Raw genomic sequence first — 25,112 nt, forward strand, 5'->3', positions numbered from 1 at the left:
GATCCTACGTCGCGTCCGTGCCGCGGCCACACTGTTCGATCCAGAGATCGATCTCCGCGTGGAGCTCCGCCCGGCGGTCGGCGTCGACGAAGGCTGCGTCCACCGCATTGCGCAAGAGTGTCTCCTCCTGCGCGGGCGTGATCGCGAGCGCGCCGCGCACCGCGGCGAGGTTCTCGTCCACGTAACCGCCGAAGTAGGCCGGGTCGTCGGAGTGCACGGAGACCTGCATCCCGTGCTCCAGCATGCGCACGAGCGGATGCTCCTCGATCACGTCCACCACCCGCAGCCGCACGTTGGAGAGCGGGCATACCGCGAGCGGCACGCGTTCGCGCACCAGCCGCTGCACGAGGGCGTCGTCCTCGAGGCTGCGGTTGCCGTGATCGATGCGTTCGACGTGGAGGAGATCGAGCGCCTGGCGGACGTACTCCGCCGGGCCCTCCTCACCGGCGTGCGCGGTCCGGCGGAGGCCGTGCTGCCGGGCGATCTCGTAGACCTCGGTGAACAGGGCGGGCGGGTAGTCCGCCTCCGCGGAGTCGAGTCCGATCCCGTCGAACCGCGCGCCGGTGGCGATCAGTCGCCGCAGCAGGTCCGTGGCCTCGGCCGGGGGCCGATCGCGCAGGAACGAGATGATGAGCCGGGTGGTGATGCCGTACCGCTCCTCGGCCACATCCAGCGCGTCCCGGACACCGCCGAACGCCACCTCCAGCGGCACGCCGCGGGAGGTGTGCACCTGCAGGTCGAGGGACACCTCCGCGTGGCGCACCCCTGCCGCCTGGGCACGACGCAGGTACTCGTACACCATCTGGCTGAAGTCCTCGCGCTCCCGCAGCACCGAGACGTTCGCGTAGTACAGGTCCAGGAACGACTGGAGGTCGCTGAACTCGTAGCGGGCGCGGAGGTCCCCCACCGACGCCCAGGGCAGGTCGATCCCGTTCTTCTGCGCCGCACGCATGATGAACTCGGGCTCGAGGGTGCCCTCCAGGTGGAGGTGCAGTTCGACGAGCGGGGGCGGGGTACTCATCCGATCCCCTCCAGACGCGCCAGCCGGTAGTCGGCGAGCCGGTCCGCGAGCGCGGTGAAGGAGAACCCGTTGACCGATTCGAGGGTCTCCACGAGCTCGTCCGGGATCCCCGAGCGCCCCGCGATCGCGCCGACGACGCCGACGGCCATGGCCCCGATGGTGTCGGTGTCCCCGCCGAGGTTGGCGCACAGGAGCGCCGCCTTGCGCGGGTCCCCGGCGGCCCTCGCCACGATCGAGAGAGCTGCGGGCACGGACTCGGTGGTCTCGGTGGAGGCTCCCACCACGTCGTACACCTGCTGCAGGAAGGCGTCGTCGGTGCCGGTCTCCCGTGCGTAGCGGATGCCGAGCTCCGCCCGCGCCGTGAGCGAGGCGCCCGCCGCGTCCTGTCCGCGCGTCATGCCGATGTCGGCGGCACGCAGCGCGGCCGCGAGGGCGAGACTCGTGCGCTGCACCGGGGATGCGGCGGCGGGGGCGCCGACCGCGGCCGAGATCGCCGCGGCGATCATGGCGGCACCGGCGACGGCGATGTTCGTGTGGTGGGCGATGCGGCAGCTCGCCTCGACCTCGTCCACCAGCGCCGGCAGGTCCTCGACGGGACACAGCACACCGACCGGCGCGATACGCATCGCGGCGCCGTTCGTGGTGCCGGCGACACCGGTCGCCGCGGGGTCCGCACCGGCGCGCAGCGCCGTGATCACCCGCGCACTCGTCGGTCCGAGGAAATGCCCCTCGGACGCCCCGACGCGGTCGGCCCAGGCCACCAGGTCGCGCCCGAGCCGGCGCACCTCGACGCGGCCGTCGGCGCCCACGATCGATTCGGCCAGCATCTCCATCTGCCCGGTGTCGTCGGTCACCTGTCCGGCGACGAAGCCGTCGACGACGAAGTGTCCATCCGGTCCCGCCAGGAACCGGTCGATGGCCCCGAAATGCGCGATGATGCGCGGGCGCGACCAGAGCTCGCCCGGCATCCCCATCGCGTCGCCGAGCGCCACGCCGTACAGGGCGCCGGCCGCGCGATCGCGTGTCATCGCACGGACGGAACTGTCGATACTCACCACGGAGAGGTCCTCACTGTTCATTGCTGTCGTACAGATCGGCGACCACGGTCACCGGAAGATCGGAGCGGATACGGCGGAGTTCCGGGAGATCGGCTTCGCGGAGCGACAGCAGCACGCACGTCGAGGGCCCGGCCGTCCGCGTCGGATCCATTCCCGGGGTCGCGCGCATCCGCGCGAGGAGACCGCTGGAGCCGGCGAGCTGCGCGGCTTCGTAGGCGACCCCACGGGAGCCCACCGGCAGCATCTCGTGGGTGGCGGGCAGATCCGACGCCCGGAGGGCCTCGGCCAGGGTGGGCATCCGCGGGTCGCCGGGGCGGAGGACGTCCTCCGGAGCGGACAGCGGCAGGCCAAGGCAGGCCACGACGTCTCCGGCGAGCGATCGTCCCAGGCGGAGTCCGCCGCGCGGGGCCGTGCCGATGATCGTGACGCCGAGTCCCGTGGCCCCGGTGGGGACGTTGTCCTCGGTGCTCCCCGTGACCCCCTCCTCCGGATCGATGCCGATCTCCGCGGCGAGCCGCCGGATCTCCGCGATCATCGGGATGGCGGCGGGGTCCTTCTCGACGCTGAGGGTGTCGACGATGACCTGCGGCCGCGCGCCGGCCGCGATCACCTCGAGAAGCGGCACCCGCGCGGCGAAGTGGGTGACGACCTCCGCGGACGCCGCGAAGGCGTCGCCCGGCTTCGCCCCGATGCCGCCCACGGAGTCGCAGGCGATGACGATGTCGCTGCGCTCACCCGACATGACGACGAGGTCCCGGAAACGACGAACGCTCCACTGCTCCCGATCGGTCATCGGTCGTCCGTCGCGAGGGTCTCGAAGCCGCCGAGCGGCTCGTCGGACCGGGCGGCGCGGGCCGGGGCCTGGAGCCGAGTGGAGTAGAGGAACCGGTCGCCGCGAAGGAGCGTGGTGGCGTATTCGATCGGCACCCCGTCCGCCGCGTAGGTCGTCCGGTCCACGAGGAAGCAGGCCGTGCCCACCGGGCACTCGAGTTCGCGCGCCTCGTCTTCTGCCAGGGTGCTCGCGCGCAGTCGCTCGGTGCCGTGATCGGGGCGTACGTCCGCGGTCTCGGCGAGCAGCCGGAACAGGGACACGTCGCTGAGGTCGCGGCCCACGAGATGACCGGCGATGGCGGCCGGCATCCAGGAGATCTCGTAGGTGCTGGGGACGTCGTCGATGACGCGCACCCGGATGAGGCGCACGGCGGACAGCGCGTCCGCCTCGACCCCGAGGGCCTTCTGGACCGTGATGTCGGGAGCGCAGAAACCGAACTGCAGCACCTTCGTCCGGGAAGTGCGCCGGTTCTGGGCGACGTCGTCGGTGAGCGCGGAGAGGACGTGCAGGTTGCCCTCGATCTTCGCGTTCGTGACGTAGGTGCCCGAACCGTGCCGGCGCAGCACCGAGCCTCGTCGCTCGAGACCTTCGAGCGCCTGACGCACCGTGGGACGGGACACCGACAGCGCCTCGGCCATCCGACGTTCCGGCGGCAGGCGGTCACCGTCGGCGAGGAGACCGGCGTCGATCAACTGGTCGATGCGATCCCGGAGCCGGACCGCAAGCGACAGACCGCCGTCGTCCTCGGCCAGGCGCAGCCGATCGAAGAGCTCCTGCTCCTCCATGCGTCACCCCTCCTCGTAGTGGAGACCGGCGGGGCACCCCGAGGCGCCCCGCCGGTCGGTCTCATGCGCGCGGGTCGATGTCCCCGCTGATGATGTCCGCGGCGATCTCCGCGAGTCGGTCACGCAGCTCGGGCGACACGGACTCCTCGAAATCGTGGAACGCGGACAGGCCCGTTCCCCCGTTGTCCAGATCACCGAGGTAGGCCTCCGAGGAGAAGTCCCCGGCAGCGGCCTCCGCGATGATGGCGACGACGGCATCCGTCATCCGCTTCTCCACCGAGACGAGCACGCTCGGAGCGTAGTCGGGGCTGGTGACGGCGACATCCGAATCGACACCCAGGAACACCGCGTCGGTGCCGGTGTCGGCGATCGCTGCCCCGACCGCGGCGAAGAGGGGACCCGCGACCGGGAAGAGCACGTCGGCCCCCTGGTCGAGCTGCGTCGCGGCGATGTTCTTCGCGGCGATCTGGTCCTCGAAGCCGCCGACGAACACGCCCTCCTGGGTCTCCGGGTCCCAGCCGAGCACGGTGGTCGGGGTCCCGGTCTCCTGCGCCCAGAACTCGGCGCCGTTCGTGTACCCGGTCATGAAGTCCGTGATGGCGGCGTTGTGGACCGCGCCGAAGGTCGCCACCGTGTGGGTGGTGCTGTGCGCCGCGGCGACATAGCCGCCGAGGAACGCCGACTGGGCCATGTCGTAGGCGACCGGCTTGAGGTTCGGGAGGGTGTCGTCGATGGCGAACCCGTCGACCGTCACGAAATCGATGCCCGGGTTCGCCGCGGCCGCGGCGTTGACCGCCTCGTTCGCGTCGAAGCCCACGCTGAAGACCAGGTCGCAGCCCTGGTCGATCAGGGACTCGAGCCCGGGGACGAAGTCGTCCGAGGTGCGCGACTCGAACGGCAGCACCTCGACACCGAGCTCGGCTTCGGCCTGCTCGAGACCGGCGAGGACCTGCTCGTTGAAGGACTTGTCGTTCCACCCACCGGCACCGGACATGGCGCAGGCGAGGTAGTCCCCGGCGGCGTCGGAGGACGTCTCCGCAGGAGCTGCGCTGCAGCCGGCCAGCGCGAGGGCGAGCGCCGCGGGGGCGAGCGCGAAGGAGGTAAGGGTACGGCGGGTGGTCATGCTCACGGTCTCCGGAAGGCTGGGGGGGTGTTCGGGTGCCTCCAACCTAACCATTGGACGAATTGGTCAGGTCATCACCGCGGGAAGGTTTACCTGATCGTAACCACTTGCGCGATTGGTCAACCGCCTCCAACGCAGAGGGGGAACGGCGCACGTGCGCCGTTCCCCCTCGTTTCGTGGGTTCTTACTGAGCGAGGTAGGACTCGATGGTGAGGTCACCGTCGATGATCGCCTGCTGCAGCTCCTCCACCTGGGTCATCAGGTCGGCCGGGACGTTGGCCTCCCAGTCGTGCAGCGGGGCCAGGCCCACACCGCCGTTGTCCAGCGTGCCGATGAAGGGGGTGACGTCGAAGTCCCCGCCGCCCGCGGCCATGATCGCGTCGTACACGCCCACATCGATCTGCTTGAGGATCGAGGTCAGCAGCAGCGAGGAGACGGACGGGTCGGTCTCGAAGACGTCGGCGTCGACGCCCAGGAGGGCGATGGTCTTGCCCGAGTCCTCGATCGCCGCGGCGGCCGACTGGTAGATGGGCCCACCGACCGGGAGCAGGACGTCGACGTTCTGGTCGATCAGGCCCTGGGCGATCTGACGCGCGGTGTCGTTCGCCTCGAAGCCTCCCGTGAACGAGCCGTCCTCGGTCGCACGGTCCCAGCCCACGACCTTGACGTCGGTGCCGTTCTGCTCGTTGTAGTAGTCGACACCCTGGGCGAAGCCGTCCATGAAGATGGTGACGGTCGGGATGTTCATGCCGCCGAACGTGCCCACGACACCCGTCTCGGTGACCCCGGCGGAGAGGTAGCCCGCGAGGAACGCCGCCTGAGCGGTGTCGAAGATGATCGGCTTGATGTTGGGCTCGTCCGTGGTGCCGTCGAAGTCGAGGTCGACGGTGTCGTCGATCGAGACGAACTCGACGTCGGGGTTGGCGGCCGCTGCCTCGGCCGCGGCCGGGGCGAGGAGGAAGCCGACCGTGACGATCGTGTTGCAGCCCTGGTCGACCAGGCTCTGCAGGTTGGCGGCGTAGTCGGTCTCGGCGGCGGACTCGACGGTCTTGGGCTCGACGCCCAGCTCGTCGGCGGCCTTGGTGAGACCTTCGTAACCGAGCTGGTTGAACGACTTGTCGTCGAACCCACCGGCGTCGGAGACCATGCAGGGCAGGTAGTCGGATGCGTCGCCACCGGAGGTGCTCGAGCTCTCCGGAGCGGATCCGCATCCGGCCAGCAGTGCAGCGGTACCTGCGATCGCGAGGCCGCTGAGCATCGCCTTGGTAGTCGTCTTCTTCACGAGTCCTCCATCAAGAGACGTGGAAATGCCCCGGCGAGTCCAGGGCGGATGCAGTCACGTTACCCAATGTGTCGCTCCGCGACCGGCTCCGCAGACAGGCCGCAACCCAATGGTTACAAAGCCCGTGCACAATGCTCAGAGCACGTCCCCCCGGCCGGTGAGCTTGAGGGCGTCCACCACCTGCTTCACGCGCTGCGCGTGCTCCGTGGTCGTCACCAGCAGCGCATCGGGGGTGTCCACCACCACGATGTCCTGCACCCCGATCAGGCTGATCACCCGGGACGTCTGCGAGACCACGATGCCGCTCGAGGCGTCGGAGAGGATGCGCGCGTTCTCCCCCAGGATGGCCAGGTCGTTCTTGCGCCCGTTGGAGATGAGCTTGGTGAGGCTCGCGAAATCCCCCACGTCGTCCCAGTCGAAGTGCCCGGGCACGACCGCCAGCCGCCCCTTCGCCGCGGCCGGCTCCGCCACGGTGTAGTCGATGGCGATCTTCTTCAGCTCGGGCCAGATCCGATCCACCGCCGGGCCCCGGAGGTCACGGTCGTCCCACGCCGCGGCCAGTTCCACGAGCCCGGCGTGCAGCTCGGGCTCGTTCGCGGCGATCTCGGCGAGGAGCACGTCGGCACGGGAGATGAACATGCCGGCGTTCCAGGAGTAGGAGCGGTCTGCGAAATAGGTGCGGGCGGTCTCGAGATCGGGCTTCTCGACGAAGCGCTCAACGAGAGCGGCCTCGGGTGCCCCCTCGACGATGAGCTCATCGGCCCGCTTGATGTACCCGAACCCGGTGGATGCCTCGGTCGGCTGGATGCCGATCGTGCAGATGTACCCGGCACGCGCGACCTCCACGGCCTGCCGGACGGCGAAGTCGAACACCCGGGCGCCGCGGATGACGTGGTCCGCGGCGAAGGATCCGATCACCACATCCGGTTCGCGCCGGACGAGGATCGCGGCGGCCAGGCCGATGGCGGCCGTGGAATCGCGCGGCTCGGATTCCAGGATCACGTTCGCATCCAGGATCCCCGGCAGCTGCTGCTCCACCGCGGCCCGGTGCGCCCGACCGGTCACCACGGCGATGCGCTCGATCCCGGCGAGCGGGGCGAGGCGGTCCCAGGTGTCCCGCAGGAGGGTCTGCCCCGAACCGGTCAGGTCGTGCAGGAACTTCGGCGCATCCGCCCGGGAGAGCGGCCAGAGCCTGCTGCCGATGCCGCCGGCGGGGATCACGGCATAGAAGTCGTCGATGGGAGTCGCCATGCGGCCAGCGTATCCGGCGGTCGCACGATCGCCGGTTTGGGCCACCGATATCTCGACGTCGAGATAGTTAGGATCGCCTAAAGGGCGGGCTCCCGCCCGGCGGAATATGATGTCCCTCGCGCCCGAGTGACGCACTGGGGTGGATTTCCCGAGTGGCATCGACGGCCCCTCATACGTGTTCGATCAGGGAGGACGACCGTGTCGGCACCAGCACGCGTCACACCAACGGTGGCGGAGACCACCTCTAAAACCCCGCGGGGAACGCTCTACCGCGGCAACGAGGGAATGTGGTCGTGGGTCCTGCACCGGATCACCGGCGTCTCGATCTTCTTCTTCCTCCTCGTACACATCCTCGACACGGCGCTGATCCGGGTCTCCCCCGAGGCCTACAACGCCGTCATCGGGACGTACAAGAACCCGCTCATGGGGATCGGCGAGGTCGTGCTCGTGGCCGCCATCGCGTACCACGCGTACAACGGCCTGCGCATCATCCTGGTGGACTTCTGGGCCAAGGGCGCCCGCTACCAGCGCCAGTTGTGGTGGATCGTGCTCGGCGTCTGGGCCGTGACGATGCTCGGCTTCGCGCCGCGCCACCTCATGAATGTCTTCGCTGCGACAGGAGGCGGCCACTGATGAGCACCACGATCGCCGCACCCCGCACCCCGCACTCCGCACCGCGCCGCAAGGGGCCGAACCTGGAGAAGTGGGGATGGATGTACATGCGCGTCTCCGGCGTGCTCCTGGTCGTCCTCATCTTCGGCCACCTGTTCGTCAACCTCCTCACCGGTGACGGCATCCACCAGATCGACTTCGCCTTCGTCGCCGGCAAGCTCGCCTCCCCGTTCTGGCAGTGGTGGGACTTCCTCATGCTGACGCTGGCGATGATCCACGGCGCGAACGGCATGCGCACGATCGTCAACGACTACGTCACCCACGGCGGAACCCGCCGGACGCTCGTCTGGGCGATCTGGATCGTCTCGGTGTTCCTCATCGTGCTCGGCACGCTGGTCGTCTTCACCTTCGACCCGTGCCTGGGCGTCACGCCCGACAGCGTCCTCTGGGACCGCTGCCAGTAATCCGCTGCTCGAGACAAGACAAGAGGCATCCTTCACGTGAGCGCTCATTCCACAGAGGACACCGTCGTCAAGGACGGCGTCTACTACCACCAGTTCGACATCGTCATCGTGGGCGCCGGCGGCGCCGGCATGCGGGCGGCGATCGAGGCGGGCCCGGGTGCCCGCACCGCCGTCATCTCGAAGCTCTACCCCACCCGGTCCCACACCGGTGCGGCACAGGGCGGCATGGCCGCGGCACTGGCCAACGTCGAAGAGGACTCGTGGGAGTGGCACACCTTCGACACCGTCAAGGGCGGCGACTACCTCGTCGACCAGGACGCGGCGGAGATCCTCGCGAAGGAGGCCATCGACGCGGTCATCGACCTGGAGAACATGGGTCTCCCGTTCAACCGCACCCCCGAGGGCAAGATCGACCAGCGCCGTTTCGGCGGGCACACCTCGGACCACGGCAAGAGCCCGGTCCGCCGCGCCTGCTACGCCGCCGACCGCACCGGTCACATGATCCTGCAGACGCTGTTCCAGAACTGCGTCAAGCTCGGCATCAACTTCTACAACGAGTTCTACGTGCTCGACCTGATCACGGTCGAGGACGGCAGCGGCACCACGCAGGTCGCCGGGGTCGTGGCGTACGAACTGGCCACGGGCGACCTGCACGTCTTCCAGTCCAAGGCCGTCATCTTCGCCACCGGCGGATTCGGGAAGATCTTCAAGACGACCTCGAACGCGCACACCCTCACCGGTGACGGCGTCGGCATCATCTGGCGCAAGCGCCTGCCGCTCGAGGACATGGAGTTCTTCCAGTTCCACCCGACCGGCCTGGCCGGGCTCGGCATCCTCCTCACCGAGGGTGCGCGCGGCGAGGGCGCCATCCTCCGCAACGCCTCCGGCGAGCGGTTCATGGAGCGCTACGCCCCCACCATCAAGGACCTCGCCCCGCGCGACATCGTGAGCCGCTGCATGGTGCAGGAGGTCGCGGAGGGCCGCGGCGCCGGCCCGCACAAGGACTACGTGTACCTGGACTGCACGCACCTGGGTGCCGAGGTACTGGAGACGAAGCTCCCCGACATCACCGAGTTCGCCCGCACCTACCTCGGTGTGGACCCGGTCGTCGAGCCGGTCCCGGTCATGCCGACCGCCCACTATGCGATGGGCGGGATCCCGACCAACGTCGAGGCCGAGGTGCTCAGCGACAACACGACCGTGGTCCCGGGCCTGTACGCCGCCGGAGAGTGCGCCTGCGTGTCCGTGCACGGCTCCAACCGTCTCGGCACGAACTCGCTCCTGGACATCAACGTCTTCGGCAAGCGCGCCGGCAAGAACGCCGTGAAGTACGTGCAGAACGCCGAATTCGTGCCGCTCCCGGAGGACCCCGCCAAGGAGGTCCGCGACATGATCGAGGGCCTGCGCAACAACGCCGGCACGGAGCGCATCGCCGTCCTGCGCAAGACGCTCCAGGAGGAGATGGACCGCAAGGCCCAGGTCTTCCGCACCGACGAGTCGCTCGGCGAGGTCATGACCGTCATCGAGGAACTGCGCGAGCGGTTCCGCAACATCCACGTCGACGACAAGGGCAAGCGCTACAACACCGACCTGCTCGAAGCGGTCGAGCTCGGGTTCCTCCTCGACATCGCCGAGGTCGTCGTCGTCGCCGCACGCAACCGCAAGGAGAGCCGCGGCGGCCACATGCGCGACGACTTCCCCCAGCGTGACGACGAGAACTACATGAAGCACACGATGGCGTACCTGTCCGGCGACCCGCACTCGTCGCATCCGGAGGACCACATCCGCCTGGACTGGAAGCCCGTGGTCATCACCCGCTACCAGCCGATGGAGAGGAAGTACTGATGTCGACTCTCGTCGAAACCGAATCCGACGCTGCCGCGCCCGCACCCGCCGCTGACTCCGGCATCCAGGCGTTCCTGGTCACGTTCATCGTCCGCCGCTTCAACCCGGAGACCGATGAGGAGCCGCGCTGGGTGGACTACGACGTCGAGGTCTACTCGACCGACCGCGTCCTGGACGCCCTGCACAAGATCAAGTGGGAGGTCGACGGGTCGCTCAGCTTCCGTCGTTCCTGCGCGCACGGTATCTGCGGATCGGATGCCATGCGCATCAACGGTCGCAACCGCCTCGCCTGCAAGACGCTGATCAAGGACCTCGACATCTCGAAGCCGATCTACGTCGAGGCGATCAAGGGCCTGCCGCTGGAGAAGGACCTCATCGTCGACATGGAGCCGTTCTTCGCCTCCTACCGCGACGTGCAGCCCTTCCTCATCTCCAACAGTGCCCCCACCCCGGGTAAGGAGCGCGTCCAGTCGATCGTCGACCGCGAGCGTTTCGACGACACCACGAAGTGCATCCTGTGCGCCGCGTGCACGTCCTCCTGCCCCGTCTTCTGGACCGACGGCCAGTACTTCGGCCCGGCCGCCATCGTCAACGCGCACCGCTTCATCTTCGACTCGCGCGACGACGCGGGCGACGTGCGCCTGGACATCCTCAACGACAAGGAAGGCGTGTGGCGCTGCCGCACCACCTTCAACTGCACCGAGGCGTGCCCCCGCGGCATCCAGGTCACGCAGGCGATCGCCGAGGTCAAGCAGGCGATCCTGCGCGGCTGAGCAGGCACCGAGACACAGCGATGGAGGGATGCGGCATTCGCCGCATCCCTCCATCGCTACTCTGGCAGGGTGAGCGACACACGTGACCGGTCCCCGTCCGGCGAGGCCGGCGCATCGCTCCGACCCCTCGGCACGATCGCCGGTGGCACCACCGGCCCCACCCTCCGCGAGCTCCTGGACGAGCCGCTGGAGAGCGCCACGCGGATCACGCAGAAGACCCTCACCTGGTTCCCGGTACGGGTGTGGCGTCACTTCCTCCAGCACAACGGATTCCTGCTCGCCGCCGGGATCAGCTATCAGGCGCTGTTCACGATCTTCGCCGCGATCTACCTCGGTTTCGCCGTCGTCGGCGCGTGGCTGGGCGGCGACCCCGGCGCGGTGGAGCGCCTCATCACGATCATCAACAGCTACATCCCGAACCTCATCAGCGAGCAGGGCCTCGTCAAGCCCGAGCAGGTGCGGGACATCGCGGACAGCTCCGGGAGCGTCCTGACGATCACCGGCATCGTGGCGCTCGTGGTGATCGTGTGGACGGCGATCGGTTTCGTCACCTACACGCGCCGCGCCGTGCGGGACACGTTCGGACTCCCCTACGACAGCCGGAGCGTCGTCATCCTGAAGGCGCGGGACTTCGTCGCGGCCGTGACCTTCGGTGCCGCGCTGGTCGCCGGGGCCGTGCTCGTGCAGATCACCACCTGGGCGCTGGACCTCGTCCTGTCGCTGTTCGGCTGGCACGCCGACTCGGGATGGATGAACGCGGTGTTCCGCGCGCTCACGCTCCTCGTCGCCTTCGCGATCAACACCGCCGCGCTCGCCCTCCTGTTCCGATTCCTCACCGGCACGCTGCTGCTGTGGCGCCGGATCCTGCCGGGGTCGATCCTCGGCGGCGCGGCTCTCGCGCTCCTGCAGGTGGGCGCGGGCCTCCTGCTGCGCTACACGCCGAGCAATCCCCTCCTCGCGACCTTCGCGGTGCTCGTCGGCTTCCTGCTCTGGTTCCGCATCAACGGCATCGTGGTGCTCGTCGCGGCCGCCTGGATCGCGATCTCCACCTCCGACCGGGACCTCCCGCTCGTCGAACTCACCGATGAGGAACGACAGCGGATGGAGCGGCAGGCCCTGGTCATCGCCGCGCACGTCCGCCTGCGCGAGGCCGAAGCGCAGCTCGCCGCGGCGCCCTGGTGGCGCAGGCCCCGCGCCCGGCGCGCGGCACGTGCCGCGCAGGACGAGTTGGAACGGGCCGTCTCCGCCCCGGACTTCGCCGCGACACCGCGCGTACGCGACCTCCTCGGCTAGGTGCGGCGGCTACGGCTACGGCTACGGCTCCGGCTACGGCTCCGGCTACGGCTACGGACGGTCTGTGGCCCGGGTTAGGGTGAAACACGTGCCTCGAACCGTCCGCATCGCCTCCGTCAATGTCAACGGCATCCGTGCCGCCGTCCGCAACGGCATGGGCGGTTGGCTCGACCGGGCCGATGTCGACATCCTGACCCTGCAGGAGGTCCGCGCTGAACGGACCCACCTCGAAGACGCGCTGCCGGGCTGGAACATCGTGCACGACGAGTCGCTGAGCAAGGGCCGCTCCGGCGTCGCCGTCGCCTCCCGTCTGCCGATCGCGGGCTCCCGCATCGAGCTCGGCGGCGAGGACGTCGACTCGCGCGGACGCTGGATCGAGGCGGACTTCGACGTCGACGGCGAGCGACTCACCGTCGTCAGCGCCTATGTGCACTCCGGTGAGGTCGGCACGCCGCGGCAGGACGCCAAGTACGGCTTCCTCGACGCGATGAGCGAGCGCCTCCCCCGGCTGTCGGAAGACGGGGCTCTGGCACTCGTGACGGGCGACCTCAACGTCGGGCACCGCGAGCTCGACATCAAGAACTGGAAGGGCAACGTGAAGAAGGCCGGCTTCCTGCCGCAGGAGCGGGCCTACTTCGATCGCTTCCTCGGCGAGAGCGGCACGGTCGTGACCGGTGTCGACGGCTCCACCGGCACGGGTCTCGGCTGGGTGGACATCGGCCGGCGCGCCGCCGGCGAGGTGCCCGGACCGTACACCTGGTGGTCGAACCGCGGTCAGGCCTTCGACAACGACACCGGCTGGCGGATCGACTATCACCTGGCCTCGCCGGAACTGGCCACGCGGGTGTCCGGGTACCACGTGGCCCGGGCGGTCGCGTACGCGGAGCGGTGGAGCGACCACGCCCCCGTGGTCGCGGACTACGCGCTGGGGCTCTGACCCCGGGCCGCCACGCGCGGGCGGTCCGCCGCATCCGGCGCACCTAGAATCGAAGCGTGAGCAAAGCGCGCCTGTACTCCGGAATGCAGCCCTCGGCGGATTCCCTCCAGATCGGCAACTACATCGGGGCGCTGCTGCAGTGGCGCGACCTGCAGGAGTCGTACGACGCGTTCTTCTCGGTCGTGGACCTGCACGCGCTGACGCAGCCGAACGACCCGGCCGAGCTGCGCGCGAAGACCCGCCGGACCGCCGCGCAGTACATCGCCGCGGGGATCGAGCCGTCGAAGTCGACCCTCTACGTCCAGTCGCACGTGCCCGCGCACGCCGAGCTCGCCTGGGTCCTGTCCACGATCACCGGCTTCGGCGAGGCCGGCCGCATGACCCAGTTCAAGGACAAGTCCAAGCGGTACGGAACCGATGCGACCAACGTCGGCCTGTTCACCTACCCGGTGCTGATGGCGGCCGACATCCTGCTCTACCATTCCGACGTCGTTCCGGTCGGTGACGACCAGAAGCAGCACGTCGAACTGACCCGTGACCTCGCCGAGCGGTTCAACGCCCGGTACGGGCAGACCTTCCAGGTGCCGATGCCGGTCATCCAGACCGAGACCGCGCGGATCTACGACCTGCAGAACCCGACCGCCAAGATGTCGAAGTCGGCGGAGTCCGATGCGGGTGTGCTGTGGCTGCTCGACGACCCGGCCAAGAGCGCGAAGAAGATCATGCGCGCGGTGACCGACTCGGAGGGTGTGGTCCGCTACGACCGCGAGGCGAAGCCGGGGGTGTCGAACCTGCTCGTCATCTACGCCGCACTGACCGGCCGGCAGATCCCCGCGATCGAGGACGAGTACGCGGGGCGCGGCTACGGCGACTTCAAGAAGGGCCTCGCCGAGGTCGTGGTGAATGAGTTCGGTCCGGTGCGCGAGCGCGCCCTGGCCCTCCTCGACGACCCCGCAGAGCTCGACCGTACCCTGGCCGTCAACGCCGAGAAGGCCTCCGCCGTGGCGGAGCGCACGCTGGGCGACGTCTACGACCGGATCGGCCTGCTCCGCCGCCGCTGACCCGTCGGTCCGGCACTCTCTGGGCGCCGACGCGTCCGGCTTCCCCGCGCACGTCCGGCCTCACCGCATCCACCTGCACGTCCGGCCCCACCGCACAACTCCTGCACGTCCGGCCTCACCGCACAACTCGTGCACGTCCGGCCTCACCGCACAACTCGTGCACGTCCGGCCTCACCGCACAACTCCTGCAGACCCCGCTCGGCTGACGTCCCCTGCGGGTACGGGCCACGGTTCTGCAGGAGTTCTGCCGCCCGCCCGCCTCTCCCTTCGCCTTCCGCAACCCTTCCGGTCCCATAAGCCGGCCGGCCCCGCCACCGGACCGGTTCGTCCTCCCTGCGGGCACCATCTGCCGTTTCAGCCCGCACAACTCCGGCAGATCTCTCCCGTCCGGGTGTGGCCGCGCCGTCCGGTTCCGATTCTGCAGGAGTTCTGCCGTGTGTCCGCGTCCGACCCCGGGCCGCTCCGTGCGGTGCCGTGGGGGTTCCGTTCCAGTCCGGACACGGCACGGCACACAGATCACCCCTCCCCCGGTCAGACCCCGGCCGCACAACTCCGGCAGAACGCGCCGCCCGGGCGTCGCGGCGGGTCAACGGTGCCCGGTTTGCAGGAGTTGTGCGGTGCCGGAAGTGGAAGGACCAACGGGCGGAGGTCGTCGCGCGACGTCAGCGGGCCCCGGCGACGACGCGGCGCCGGGGCCGCGTCGAACGTCCGTGCAGGAGCCCCGTCAGTGCCGCACGGACGATCTCGGGGTGGAACAGGATGTCCTCGGCAATCGGACGGATGGTGACATACCCGTGCGTAGCGGCGGCCGCATCCCGCCGCCGATCCTCCCGATGCTGCTGCCAGTCGCTGTGGAAGGCACGACTGTCGCACTCCACGATGAGCCACCCGTCGACGAGCAGATCCACTCTTCCGACTCCGGGGATGCGCGCCTGAACCTCCACCCGACAGCCCAGCTGACGGAGCATCAGTCGCACGATCGTCTCCGGGCCGGACTCGCTGCGCGGGTCGAGGAGCCTGCGCACGGCGCGGTATTGCACGGGTAGCCGCGCGAACACCTCGGCGATCCCTGACTCGTCCACCACACCGAGATGCCAGGCGCTGTCGAGCGTCGCCACAGCGAGGCGGGGTCCTACACACCGGCACGCCTGCGCGAGTGCCTCCGTGATGTCGACGCAGAGGTCCCCGAACGCACTCCCGGAGACGCGCCAATGAGCGCGCACACCGTCACCACGTTGCGGCAGCCTGCTCGCGACGCGGTCGAACTGCAGGTGCAGACCGTGGGCGCCGTGCACGAACACTCCGAGGAGGCGCAGCAGCGAGACGCAGTCGAGCCTTCCGCCGAGCCGCCCCGCCGCGAGCAGTTCGTCGCACAGCGCCCCGGAGACGTATCTTCCACGCCGCACCCGTACGAGCACCCCCGCTCGCAGCATCCGCTCGAGCGCCGCCCTGCCCGTCCCGGCGGCGCGGAGTTCGGCGAACGTCACGAATTCGGCAGGTTCGGTCGCGGCCATCATGCGGCGATCGTGCGGTACGCGCCGCAGGGCACGGATGCCGTCGGCACCGGATCGGGATGAAACCGCTGCATCGCAGGATGGGGAGGACGGATGCCCGGCGCCGGCTCGACCGTGCCGGCGGAGAGCACAGGGCACAACTCCTGCAGATCCCCTCGGAATCGTGCCGGTTCCGGCGGACGTGGTCCGATCGCCGGAGTTGTGCACGGACTCACGCGCCGCCAGCGGTCAGAGAGTCCGTCCAGGAGGGTCAGCGGCTCCGCGTCGCGGCGGCGGGGCGGGGCGGGGCGGCTCCACACAACGAACCCGGTCCGATACCCGCAACCGCCCGGAGCGGCCGACCCGGCAGCGGCGCCGGAACCCCCTCGGGAGGACCGGCACCGGCTGGCAAGCGAGCTCGGTCCGTGCGACGGGGCACCGCTCCGAAGGGCGAGCCCAGCGCCGGGAGACGGCACCGACCCTCGGGCACGCCCGCAACCCCACCCGGCCCGGGCCCGAGGGCGAGCCCAGCCCCGCGAGCAGACGCGGGCAGCGAGAAGGCTCCGTCCCTTGGCCGCGCCAACCCGGGCGACACGGCACCGTCCCGCGGCCGAGCCGGGCCCGGGCCGCACGGAACCGGCCCACGCACGAGGGCGCCCTCCCTCGTGTCGCGCTCAGGCGAGGGCGGGGAGCTCCGCGCCGGCGAAGCGGATGTGCTGCTCGGCGAGGTCGGCGGCAGCGTCCGCCTCCCGCCGGGAGATGGCCGCGAAGATGTCCTGGTGCTGGGCATGCAGGCGTGCAGCGAGCTGGGTCCAGTCGGGATGCGCGTGCAGGGACTGGAGGATGCGGGCGCTCAGCGACTCGCGGATGGCGACGGTGATCGACGACACGAGCCGGTTGCCGCCGGCCTCGGCGATGGCCACGTGGAACGCGGTGTCCGCATCGTTGAACAGGGCGGGCGAGATCCCCGGCGCTCCCCCGCGGTCGAGCGCCTCCTCGATGGACGCGAGAGCGGCGGCATCCGCGTTCCGTGCAGCCAACGCGGCACTGGACCGTTCGAGCGTGACCCGTGCGTCCACCACGTCGCTGAGGGGGAAGTTGGCGAGGGCGACGTGCAGGCGGAGGAAGCGCGTCAGCGCGGCATCCGGAAGCGCGGCGACGAAGGTCCCGGCCTCGGCACCGGAGCCCACCCGGGCCCGGAGGACACCCTGTCCCTCCAGCACCCGCACGGCCTCCCGCACCCCGGCACGGCTGACCTCGAGCCGGGCGGCGAGTTCACGTTCGGGCGGAAGCGGGTCGCCCACGACGAGGGCGCCGGACATGATCTGGTCCTCGATGGCCTGGATCACGAGTTCGTGCGCGCGGCTGCGGGCGACGGGAGCCCAGTCGGGAGTTCGCACATCGGTCACGTATTCATCCTCCTGCCGCGGGCCCCTCCCGCGTCGGATTGACGCGGTCGGTGCGCGTCCATAGTCTATCTGCAGAGGTCAGACCACCTGACGGCGCTCGTCGGGCGCTCGTCTCCGATCGAAAGAAGTCCATGAGCGCCATCCGCCGGCAGCTGCCCAAACCCGCCGAACTGCTGGAGGTCATGCAGTTCAAGAAGCCCGACTTCAACGGCAAACGGCGCAGGCTCTCCTCGGCGCTGACCATCGAGGACCTCCAGCGGATCGCGAAGCGCCGCACCCCGGCCGCGGCGTTCGACTACACGGATGGCGCCGCCGACGGCGAGATCTCGCTCAGCCGTGCTCGCCAGGCCTTCGAGGACGTGGAGTTCCACCCCTCGATCCTGCGCGACGTCTCCACGGTGGACACGTCCACCACGATCTTCGGCGGTCCCTCCGCCCTCCCCTTCGGCATCGCCCCGACCGGTTTCACCCGTCTGATGCAGACCGAGGGCGAGATCGCGGGCGCCGGCGCGGCCGGTGCGGCGGGGATCCCCTTCACCCTCTCGACTCTGGGGACGAGCTCCATCGAGGACGTCAAGGCGGCCAACCCCCACGGACGCAACTGGTTCCAGCTGTACGTCATGCGCCAGCGCGAGATCTCGTACGGACTGGTCGAGCGCGCGGCCAAGGCCGGTTTCGACACACTGTTCTTCACCGTCGACACCCCCGTCGCCGGCGCACGCCTGCGCGACAAGCGCAACGGCTTCTCCATCCCGCCGCAGCTGAGCCTCGGCACGATCATCAACGCGATCCCCCGCCCCTGGTGGTGGTTCGACTTCCTGACGACCCCGAAGCTCGAGTTCGCGTCGCTCTCCGCGACGGGCGGGACCGTCGGCGAACTGCTCGACGCCGCCATGGACCCGTCCATATCGTTCGAGGACCTCGACATCATCCGGTCGCTCTGGCCCGGGAAGATCGTCGTCAAGGGCGTGCAGAACGTCGAGGACTCCCGCAAGCTCGTCGACCTCGGCGTCGACGGCATCGTGCTCTCGAACCACGGCGGACGCCAGCTCGACCGTGCCCCCGTCCCGTTCCACCTCCTCCCGGACGTCGTGCGCGAGGTCGGCCGGGACACCGAGATCGCCATCGACACCGGCATCATGAACGGCGCGGACATCGTCGCCTCGATCGCGATGGGGGCGAAGTTCACCCTCATCGGGCGCGCCTACCTGTACGGGCTCATGGCCGGTGGCCGTGCCGGCGTCGACCGCACGATCGCGATCCTCACCGAGCAGGTGGAGCGCACCATGAAGCTCCTGCAGGTGAAGGAACTGGCAGAGCTCACCCCGGCGCACGTCACGCAGCTGCAGCGGCTCAGCCCGCGCGCGACCTCCGGCGCGCAGATCTCCGCCTGACCTCGAATAGACCAGCACGCACAACTCCTGCACTCCCCGCCCCCTCCCGGCCCTCGCGCCGCTCGGACGGCGGAGTGCAGGAGTTGTAGCGTTTCCGGCATGGATCCCGTGACGCTGCGCACCGCTCGGCTGGAGCTGTCCCCGCCCACCCGGGACGACATCGACGCCATCCACGACGCCTGCCAGGATGCGGACATCCAGCGCTACACGACCGTGCCCTCGCCCTACACCCGGGATGATGCGGAGTCCTTCATCGACCGCGTCGCCGAACAGTGGCAGGAGGGCGTCCACCTCACCTGGGGCATCCACCAGGACGGCCTGCTCGTGGGAACGGTGGGCCTCTACCGGATGGATCGGGCCGGCACCGGCGCCGCGGAGATCGGGTACTGGGTCGCCCCCGGCGCCCGCGGCCACGGGGTGCTCAGCGAGGCCGCGAACGCCGTGCTGGACTGGGGATTCTCCGCGGCGGGCCCGGATCTCGCCCGGGTGGAATGGCGGGCGGTCGTGGGGAACGTCGCCTCCGCCCGCGGGGCGCGCTCGGTCGGCTTCCGCTACGAGGGCACCCTGCGTCAGGCGATCCGCAACGGCTCGGGCGTGCGCTCGGACGCGTGGATCGGCGGCATCCTGCCCGCCGACCCGCGCACCCCCGTCCGCTGGCCCGTGCTGGGGTGAGGACCATGCACCGCTGAGCGGGTGCACGCAGAACGACCCCGCGAAACCCCGCGAGACCCCGCAGGCCGAGCGCCCAGCGCAGGACCCCGGTGGAGCGCAAGACCGGTGCCGCCACGGAAGCCCCGTGGCAGGATGTGCGCATGCCCGAGATGCCCGAGGTGGAAGGCCTGGCCGCGTTCCTCGCGACGAGACTCCCCGGCCGGGAGATCATCCGCGCCCAGATCGTCGCCATCTCCGCGCTGAAGACGTACGACCCGCCCATCGACCTCCTCCGGGGAAAGGTGGTGCGCGCTGTGGCACGCCACGGGAAGTTCCTCGACATCGCCACCGGCGACGAGGGCGACCCCCTGCACCTCGTCTTCCACCTCGCCAAGGCGGGTTGGCTGCGCTGGTACGACACCGTCCCGGCCACCCCGGTCAAGCCCGGGCGTACCCCGATCGCGCTCCGGGTGGGGCTCGATGACGGCAGCGGGTTCGACCTGACCGAGGCCGGCACCAAGAAGTCCCTCGCCGTCTACGCGGTGCGCTCGCCCGGCGAGGTCCCCGGCATCGCGCGACTCGGACCCGACCCGCTCGACCCGGGCTTCACGCGGGACGCACTGGCCGGCATGCTCGCGGGGCGGCGGACGCAGATCAAGGGCGTCCTCCGCGACCAGTCGGTCATCGCGGGCATCGGCAACGCGTACTCGGACGAGATCCTGCACGTGGCCAGGCTCTCCCCCTACGCACTCGCCGCCAACCTCACCGACGCCGAGATCGACACCCTGTACGCCGCGACGGTCGACACGCTGACGGATGCAGTGGCCACGGCATCCGGCAAGCCTCCGGCCGACCTGAAGGACGCCAAGCGCCGAGGGATGCGGGTGCACGGCCGGCGCGGGGAGGCCTGTCCGGTGTGCGGGGACGAGGTGCGCTCGGTGTTCTTCGCGGACAACTCCCTGGAGTACTGCGCCACCTGTCAGACCGGCGGCAAGATCCTCGCCGACCGCCGCCTGTCGCGCTTGCTCAAGTAGCGGGCTCGTCCGTCGTCCCCATGAGGATGCGGGCGTCCTCATCGACCCAGTCGAACGAGCGCCGGACGGCCTTGCGCCACATCCGGATGCGGCGATCGCGCTCCTCCCCGGGCATCTGCGGCTCCCACCGCTGCGCCTCGCGCCAGTGCCCGCGCAGTTCGTCGAGCGTCGTCCACACCCCCGTGGCGAGCCCCGCCGAGTACGCCGCTCCCAGCGCCGTGGTCTCGATGACCTCCGGGCGGACGACCGGGATGCCGAGGATGTCCGACTGGAACTGCATCAGCAGCCCGTTCCGGGTCATCCCGCCGTCCACGCGCAGCTCACCGAGCGAAGTTCCGGTGTCGGCGACCACCGCGTCGATGACGTCGAGGGTCTGGAACGCGGTCGCCTCCAGCACCGCCCGGGCGATGTGGCCGCGGTTGACGTACCGCGTGAGTCCGACGAGCGCGCCGCGGGCGTCGGGACGCCAGTACGGCGCGAAGAGCCCCGAGAACGCGGGCACGAAGTACGCACCGCCGTTGTCCGGCACCGAGGCGGCGAGGGGGCCGACCTCGTCCGATTCGGCGATCATCCCGAGGTTGTCCCGCAGCCACTGGACGAGCGAACCGGTCACCGCGATGGATCCTTCGACGGCGTAATGCGCCGGTTCGTCGCCGATGCGGTAGCCGACCGTGGTGATCAGTCCGTGCGGCGAGCGCACGATGCGCTCGCCCGTGCCGACGAGCAGGAAGTTCCCGGTGCCGTAGGTGTTCTTGGACTCGCCGGGCCGGAACGCCGCCTGTCCGAAGGTCGCGGCCTGCTGGTCGCCGAGGATGCCGGCGATCGGCGTGCCGCGCAGCGGGGCGAAGGTGGTGATGTCCGCCACGACCGCGGAGGAGGACACGATCTCCGGCAGCATCGCCCGCGGGATGCCGAAGACCTCGAGCATCCGATCCGACCACTCCAGCGCGGCGAGGTCCATCAGGAGCGTGCGGCTGGCGTTGGTGACGTCGGTGATGTGGCGTTCGCCGCCGGTGAGGTTCCATACGAGCCAGGTGTCAGGTGTCCCGAACAGCAGGTGACCGGCTTCCGCGTCGGCGCGCGCCCCGGGCACGTGATCGAGGATCCAGGCGATCTTCGACGCGGAGAAGTAGGTCGCCAGGGGAAGCCCGGTCAGGTCGGCGAAACGGTTGTAGTCCGCGTGCTCCCCGGCGAGGCGGTCGATGGCGGGCTGCGTGCGCGTGTCCTGCCAGACGATGGCGTTGTGCACCGGCCGCCCGGTGCGCCGGTCCCAGACGACGGCGGTCTCCCGCTGGTTCGTGATGCCGAGGGCGGCGATCGCCGAGGCGTCCAGACCGCTGTCGGCGAGGGCGCGTTCGAGCACGTCCTGGGCCGCCGTCCAGATCTCCGCGGCATCGTGCTCGACCCATCCCGCCCGCGGGAAGATCTGCGCGTGCTCGCGCGCCGCGCTGGCGACGATCCGTCCGCCGGCGTCGAAGACGATCGCGCGCGTCGACGTCGTGCCCTGATCCAGGGCGATCACATGCTCGGCCACGTCGCCGGTTCCTTCCCGGGCGCGTTCGTTCGTCGCCCCTGCTCGATTATGCCGTCCGGGACGTGCCGGCATCGGCACGGGACGACCCGGGCGGCCGCCGGGTGGCCCCGGGATGCGAGCTCGTCAGCCGCGTCCGCTGGCCCCGGGATGCGAGCTCGTCAGCCGCGTCCGCTCGCCGCGGCCTCCGGTGCGGCCCCGCCCACCGTCGTCCCGCGCGCTCCGGCGTCCGCGACGGCGCCGTCCGGCTCCGCGCGCCGGACGGCGGCGATGCCCGCGGCGACCTCGTGCGCGATCCTCGGCTCGTCCCAGTCGAGCACGTCGGCCACGGTACGGGCGACCTCCTCGGCCGCGTCCACGGCGCCGCCGGTGAAGGCCAGCGAGGTCCGTCGCATGAGCAGATCGGCGAGGTGCACGACGTGCTCGGTGCCGGCCAGATGCCGGAGCTCCGCGGTGGAGTACGCCGCAGCGGTCCGCAGCGGCGCGTCGGACGGGTCCCGGGTGATCGCGTCGATCACCTCGACCGCCCGCGTGCCGTAGCGGCCGAGCAGTTCCGCCGCCCGGGCGCGGGACAGTCCGCGCGCGTGCTCGTCCAGCCAACGCGCCCGCTGGCGCTCGGAGGTCGGGTATCCCCGGCCCCCACCGATGGGGACGCCCGCCGTGCTCTGGCGACGCGTCGCCCCGAGCGATTCCAGGGTCCGGTCGGCGAGCCGCGCAGCGAGCGCCCGGAACGTCGTCCATTTACCGCCGACCAGGCTCAGCACGGTGACCCGGCCGTCCGATCCGGGCAGCGGGGCACTCTCGATCCGGTAGTCGCGCGAGACGAAGCCGGGCGCGATGTCACCGTGCCCGGGGAGGGGTCGCACGCCGGCGAAGCGGTACACGATGTGATCGCGGGAGACCGGGATGCCGGGGAAGACGTGCCGGACGAGGTCGAAGAAGTAGTCCACCTCTGCCTCGGTGCACACGATCTCCTCGCGCATGTCGTGCTCGAGATCCGTCGTCCCCACCAGCACGCGGCCCTTCAGGGGGTAGATCAGCACGATCCGGCCGTCACTGTTCTCGAAGAAGATCTCCCGGCCTCCGGTCGCCGCGAGCAGCTCCGGGTGGTCCAGCACGATGTGCGACCCCTTCGTCCCGCCCAGGTACCGCGTGCCGTCGCCGAGCGCCTCGTTGGTGAGGTCCGTCCACGGCCCCGACGCGTTCACGACGACGGATGCGGTGAACTCCACCTGCTCCCCGGTCTCCGCATCCTCGAGCACGATCGCTCCCGACCTGCTGCCGACCGCGGACACGTAGTTCGCCGCGCGGGCCCGCCCGGCGCTGCCCTCGAGGGCGTCGTGCAGGACGTCCAGCGCCAGCCGTTCGGGGTCGAGCAGCGAGGCGTCCCAGTAGGTCGCGGTGTACTTCACGCCGGGGTTGAGCGCGGGGAGCAGCTCCCGCGACCGGCGGCGCCCGTGGAACGCGTGCCGGGGCACCCGGCCGCCGCCGCGGGAGAAGGAGTCGTAGATCTCCAGTCCGATCTTGATCAGCACCGCTCCGCGTTCCCGCGGAGCCCCGGCGCCGTGCCGCAGGAACCGCAGGGGGGCGGCGAGGATGCCGGAGAACGTCGAGAAGATGGGGATCGACGTCTGCAGCGGACGCACGTAGTGCGGCGCGATCCGCAAGAGTCCGTTGCGCTCGACCACCGCTTCGTGCACGAGCCGGAACTCGCCGTTCTCGAGGTAGCGGATCCCGCCGTGGATCATGTGCGAGCTCGCGGCGGACGCACCGGCGACGAAGTCGTCCCGCTCCACGAGCGCCACGTCGACACCCTGCATCGCGAGGTCCCGGAACGTGGCGAGGCCGTTGATGCCCCCGCCGATGACCAGCACGTCGGCGTGCGGCCGATCCACCAGATCGCTCCATACCGTTCGTGCGCTGCGCTCGGTCTGCATGGGGTTCCCTCCGGGCGCGCTCGGGCATGCGCCTTCCCCATCGTCGCCCGGGAGACACATCGTTGCAATGCGCCTGCACGAACGTGCACACTGGCGGGATGACGGCCGACCGAGCGCGCGACGACCTGATGCTCGCCGCAGCGACGGCGCACTACCTGCACGACGAGACCATGGAGTCCATCGCCGCGCGACTCGGCGTCTCCCGATCGACCGTATCCCGGCTGCTGTCCCGCGCCCGGGCACAGGGACTGGTGGAGATCCGCATCCGCTCGCGACTGGACGCGCCGCGCGTGCTGGCCGCAGAACTCGGCGCCCGCCACGGCATCACCGTCCACACCGCCCCGGTCCGCGAGGACGCCACGGATGTGGAGAGGCTCGACATCGTCGCGGCCACCGCCGCCGAGGTGGTCGGCTCGCACATCGGGTCGCACATGACGGTGGGCATCGCCTGGGGTTCCACGCTCGCCGCCGTGAGCAGGCTGCTCGTCCCCCGGCCCACGACGGGTACGCGCTTCGTGCAGGTCAACGGCTCCGGCAACACACGCACCACGGGACTCGGGTACGCGAGCGACATCCTGCGCAGGTTCGGGCGCGCCTTCACCGCGCAGGTGCAGCAGTTCCCCGTGCCCGCGTTCTTCGACGACCCCGCCACGAAGACCGCACTGTGGCGTGAACGCAGCATGCGTCGCATCCTCGACGCGCAGACGGGGATGGATGCCGTCGTCTTCAGCGTGGGCGCCAGCGGCTCATCCGTGCCCAGCCATGTCTACGCCGGCGGCTACCTGGAGGAGGCCGACCTGCGCGAGCTCGAGCGCGAACACGTCGTCGGCGACGTCGCGACGGTCTTCTACCGCGCCGACGGCTCCAGCGCCGACATCGCGCTCAACGCCAGGGCGTCGGGTCCCGCCCTGGCCGATCTCGCCCGGGTGCCGCGGCGGATCTGCATCGTCTCCGGCGAAGGCAAGCTCGCGAGCGTGCGGGGCGCCCTCGCCGCCGGCCTCGTGACGGACCTCGTGATCGACGAGCCGTCGGCACGCGCACTCGCCGACGGGGATGGGAGCGCGGCCCCGCGGGCGGTCGACACCGGCATACGGTGAGTCCGGTGCGCCGCCGGCGGGAGCGCGCCGAGCACCCCCGCGATTCGCTAGACTTCCCACAGAAACGTGCTCCGGGGTCGGTGTGAATCCGAACCGGCGGTGACAGTCCGCGAGCGTTCCCGGTCCGAGAGGACGGGGGATGCCGATCCGGTGGAATTCCGGGACCGACGGTGATGCGACATCTCGATGTCGCGAGTCCGGATGGGAGGCAGCACGCGCGTTCGACGAC

22 protein-coding genes and 1 riboswitch are annotated in these 25,112 nt (G+C 70.3%); of the genes, 11 read left to right on the top strand and 11 right to left on the bottom strand.

Going from position 1 to position 25,112, the window contains the following annotated elements; all coding sequences use genetic code 11:
* Positions 1-4: 4 nt before the first annotated feature.
* From F6J84_RS11575 to F6J84_RS11605, 7 genes are all read right to left on the bottom strand, one after another.
* Positions 5-1,021 carry an adenosine deaminase gene (locus F6J84_RS11575; protein ID WP_150973913.1) on the bottom strand — a complete coding sequence of 339 codons (1,017 nt, stop codon included), beginning with the start codon at positions 1,019-1,021 and terminating at the stop codon, positions 5-7.
* Positions 1,018-2,049 (bottom strand): ADP-ribosylglycohydrolase family protein, encoded by a 1,032-nt coding sequence (locus tag F6J84_RS11580; RefSeq protein WP_191905654.1) that lies wholly within the window; start codon positions 2,047-2,049, stop codon positions 1,018-1,020. The genes F6J84_RS11575 and F6J84_RS11580 overlap by 4 nt, the downstream gene beginning before the upstream one ends.
* Before the next feature lie 40 nt (positions 2,050-2,089).
* Entirely contained in the window at positions 2,090-2,872 is a 783-nt protein-coding gene (locus F6J84_RS11585) for a transcriptional regulator (protein ID WP_150973916.1), read from the bottom strand.
* On the bottom strand, positions 2,869-3,696 hold the full coding sequence (locus tag F6J84_RS11590) for a GntR family transcriptional regulator (protein WP_150973918.1): 828 nt from the start codon (positions 3,694-3,696) through the stop codon (positions 2,869-2,871). Before F6J84_RS11590 ends, F6J84_RS11585 begins: the two co-directional genes overlap by 4 nt.
* 61 nt (positions 3,697-3,757) lie before the next feature.
* On the bottom strand, positions 3,758-4,819 hold the full coding sequence (locus tag F6J84_RS11595) for a BMP family lipoprotein (RefSeq protein ID WP_191905655.1): 1,062 nt from the start codon (positions 4,817-4,819) through the stop codon (positions 3,758-3,760).
* A gap of 184 nt (positions 4,820-5,003) precedes the next feature.
* Positions 5,004-6,101, bottom strand: a complete 1,098-nt coding sequence (locus tag F6J84_RS11600; RefSeq protein WP_238702475.1) for a BMP family lipoprotein — start codon at positions 6,099-6,101, stop codon at positions 5,004-5,006.
* Between the two features lie 135 nt (positions 6,102-6,236).
* Positions 6,237-7,352 (bottom strand): mannose-1-phosphate guanylyltransferase, encoded by a 1,116-nt coding sequence (locus F6J84_RS11605; protein WP_150891948.1) that lies wholly within the window; start codon positions 7,350-7,352, stop codon positions 6,237-6,239.
* Between the two features lie 198 nt (positions 7,353-7,550).
* Here F6J84_RS11605 and sdhC point away from each other — a divergent pair, with 198 nt between their 5' ends.
* The 7 genes from sdhC to trpS all read left to right on the top strand — a co-directional run bounded on the left by sdhC (position 7,551) and on the right by trpS (position 14,337).
* Positions 7,551-7,985: a succinate dehydrogenase, cytochrome b556 subunit gene (gene sdhC / locus F6J84_RS11610; protein ID WP_150891949.1), complete on the top strand. Its 435-nt coding sequence runs from the start codon at positions 7,551-7,553 to the stop codon at positions 7,983-7,985.
* Positions 7,985-8,428 (top strand): succinate dehydrogenase hydrophobic membrane anchor subunit, encoded by a 444-nt coding sequence (locus F6J84_RS11615; protein WP_191621739.1) that lies wholly within the window; start codon positions 7,985-7,987, stop codon positions 8,426-8,428. The genes sdhC and F6J84_RS11615 overlap by 1 nt, the downstream gene beginning before the upstream one ends.
* A gap of 36 nt (positions 8,429-8,464) precedes the next feature.
* Positions 8,465-10,273 (top strand): succinate dehydrogenase flavoprotein subunit, encoded by a 1,809-nt coding sequence (sdhA, locus tag F6J84_RS11620; protein ID WP_150973922.1) that lies wholly within the window; start codon positions 8,465-8,467, stop codon positions 10,271-10,273.
* Positions 10,273-11,046, top strand: coding sequence for a succinate dehydrogenase iron-sulfur subunit (locus tag F6J84_RS11625; RefSeq protein WP_150973924.1), 774 nt, complete (start codon positions 10,273-10,275; stop codon positions 11,044-11,046). Before sdhA ends, F6J84_RS11625 begins: the two co-directional genes overlap by 1 nt.
* 69 nt (positions 11,047-11,115) lie before the next feature.
* Entirely contained in the window at positions 11,116-12,339 is a 1,224-nt protein-coding gene (locus F6J84_RS11630) for a YihY/virulence factor BrkB family protein (RefSeq protein WP_238702476.1), read from the top strand.
* Positions 12,340-12,427: 88 nt separating this feature from the next.
* The gene (locus F6J84_RS11635; protein ID WP_150973926.1) at positions 12,428-13,276 is read left to right on the top strand and encodes an exodeoxyribonuclease III; all 849 of its coding nucleotides are present in this window, start codon (positions 12,428-12,430) and stop codon (positions 13,274-13,276) included.
* 56 nt (positions 13,277-13,332) lie between these two features.
* The gene (gene trpS, locus F6J84_RS11640) at positions 13,333-14,337 is read left to right on the top strand and encodes a tryptophan--tRNA ligase (RefSeq protein ID WP_150973928.1); all 1,005 of its coding nucleotides are present in this window, start codon (positions 13,333-13,335) and stop codon (positions 14,335-14,337) included.
* Between the two features lie 662 nt (positions 14,338-14,999).
* On the opposite strand, the gene F6J84_RS11645 is transcribed toward trpS, so the two are convergent.
* Positions 15,000-15,854 carry a type IV toxin-antitoxin system AbiEi family antitoxin domain-containing protein gene (locus F6J84_RS11645; protein WP_150973930.1) on the bottom strand — a complete coding sequence of 285 codons (855 nt, stop codon included), beginning with the start codon at positions 15,852-15,854 and terminating at the stop codon, positions 15,000-15,002.
* A gap of 650 nt (positions 15,855-16,504) precedes the next feature.
* Positions 16,505-17,239 carry a FadR/GntR family transcriptional regulator gene (locus F6J84_RS11650; RefSeq protein WP_238702478.1) on the bottom strand — a complete coding sequence of 245 codons (735 nt, stop codon included), beginning with the start codon at positions 17,237-17,239 and terminating at the stop codon, positions 16,505-16,507.
* A 131-nt stretch (positions 17,240-17,370) separates the two neighbouring features.
* On the opposite strand from F6J84_RS11650, the gene F6J84_RS11655 reads away from it, so the two are divergent.
* The 3 genes from F6J84_RS11655 to F6J84_RS11665 all read left to right on the top strand — a co-directional run bounded on the left by F6J84_RS11655 (position 17,371) and on the right by F6J84_RS11665 (position 20,318).
* Positions 17,371-18,633, top strand: coding sequence for an alpha-hydroxy acid oxidase (locus F6J84_RS11655; protein WP_150973932.1), 1,263 nt, complete (start codon positions 17,371-17,373; stop codon positions 18,631-18,633).
* Positions 18,634-18,732: 99 nt separating this feature from the next.
* Positions 18,733-19,305, top strand: coding sequence for a GNAT family N-acetyltransferase (locus F6J84_RS11660; RefSeq protein ID WP_150973934.1), 573 nt, complete (start codon positions 18,733-18,735; stop codon positions 19,303-19,305).
* A gap of 140 nt (positions 19,306-19,445) precedes the next feature.
* The gene (locus F6J84_RS11665; RefSeq protein ID WP_150973936.1) at positions 19,446-20,318 is read left to right on the top strand and encodes an Fpg/Nei family DNA glycosylase; all 873 of its coding nucleotides are present in this window, start codon (positions 19,446-19,448) and stop codon (positions 20,316-20,318) included.
* On the opposite strand, the gene glpK is transcribed toward F6J84_RS11665, so the two are convergent.
* Complete coding sequence (glpK, locus tag F6J84_RS11670; RefSeq protein WP_191905656.1) at positions 20,311-21,852, bottom strand: glycerol kinase GlpK; 1,542 nt, start codon at positions 21,850-21,852, stop codon at positions 20,311-20,313. The genes F6J84_RS11665 and glpK overlap by 8 nt on opposite strands.
* A 158-nt stretch (positions 21,853-22,010) precedes the next feature.
* The gene (locus F6J84_RS11675) at positions 22,011-23,786 is read right to left on the bottom strand and encodes a glycerol-3-phosphate dehydrogenase/oxidase (protein WP_150973938.1); all 1,776 of its coding nucleotides are present in this window, start codon (positions 23,784-23,786) and stop codon (positions 22,011-22,013) included.
* Between the two features lie 98 nt (positions 23,787-23,884).
* Between F6J84_RS11675 and F6J84_RS11680 the strand changes: the two genes are divergently transcribed.
* Positions 23,885-24,883: a sugar-binding transcriptional regulator gene (locus F6J84_RS11680; protein ID WP_150973940.1), complete on the top strand. Its 999-nt coding sequence runs from the start codon at positions 23,885-23,887 to the stop codon at positions 24,881-24,883.
* Between the two features lie 63 nt (positions 24,884-24,946).
* Positions 24,947-25,101: riboswitch (FMN riboswitch) on the top strand.
* The last annotated feature ends 11 nt before the right edge of the window (positions 25,102-25,112 follow it).

The organism is Microbacterium caowuchunii (assembly GCF_008727755.1).
Classification (GTDB): domain Bacteria; phylum Actinomycetota; class Actinomycetes; order Actinomycetales; family Microbacteriaceae; genus Microbacterium; species Microbacterium caowuchunii.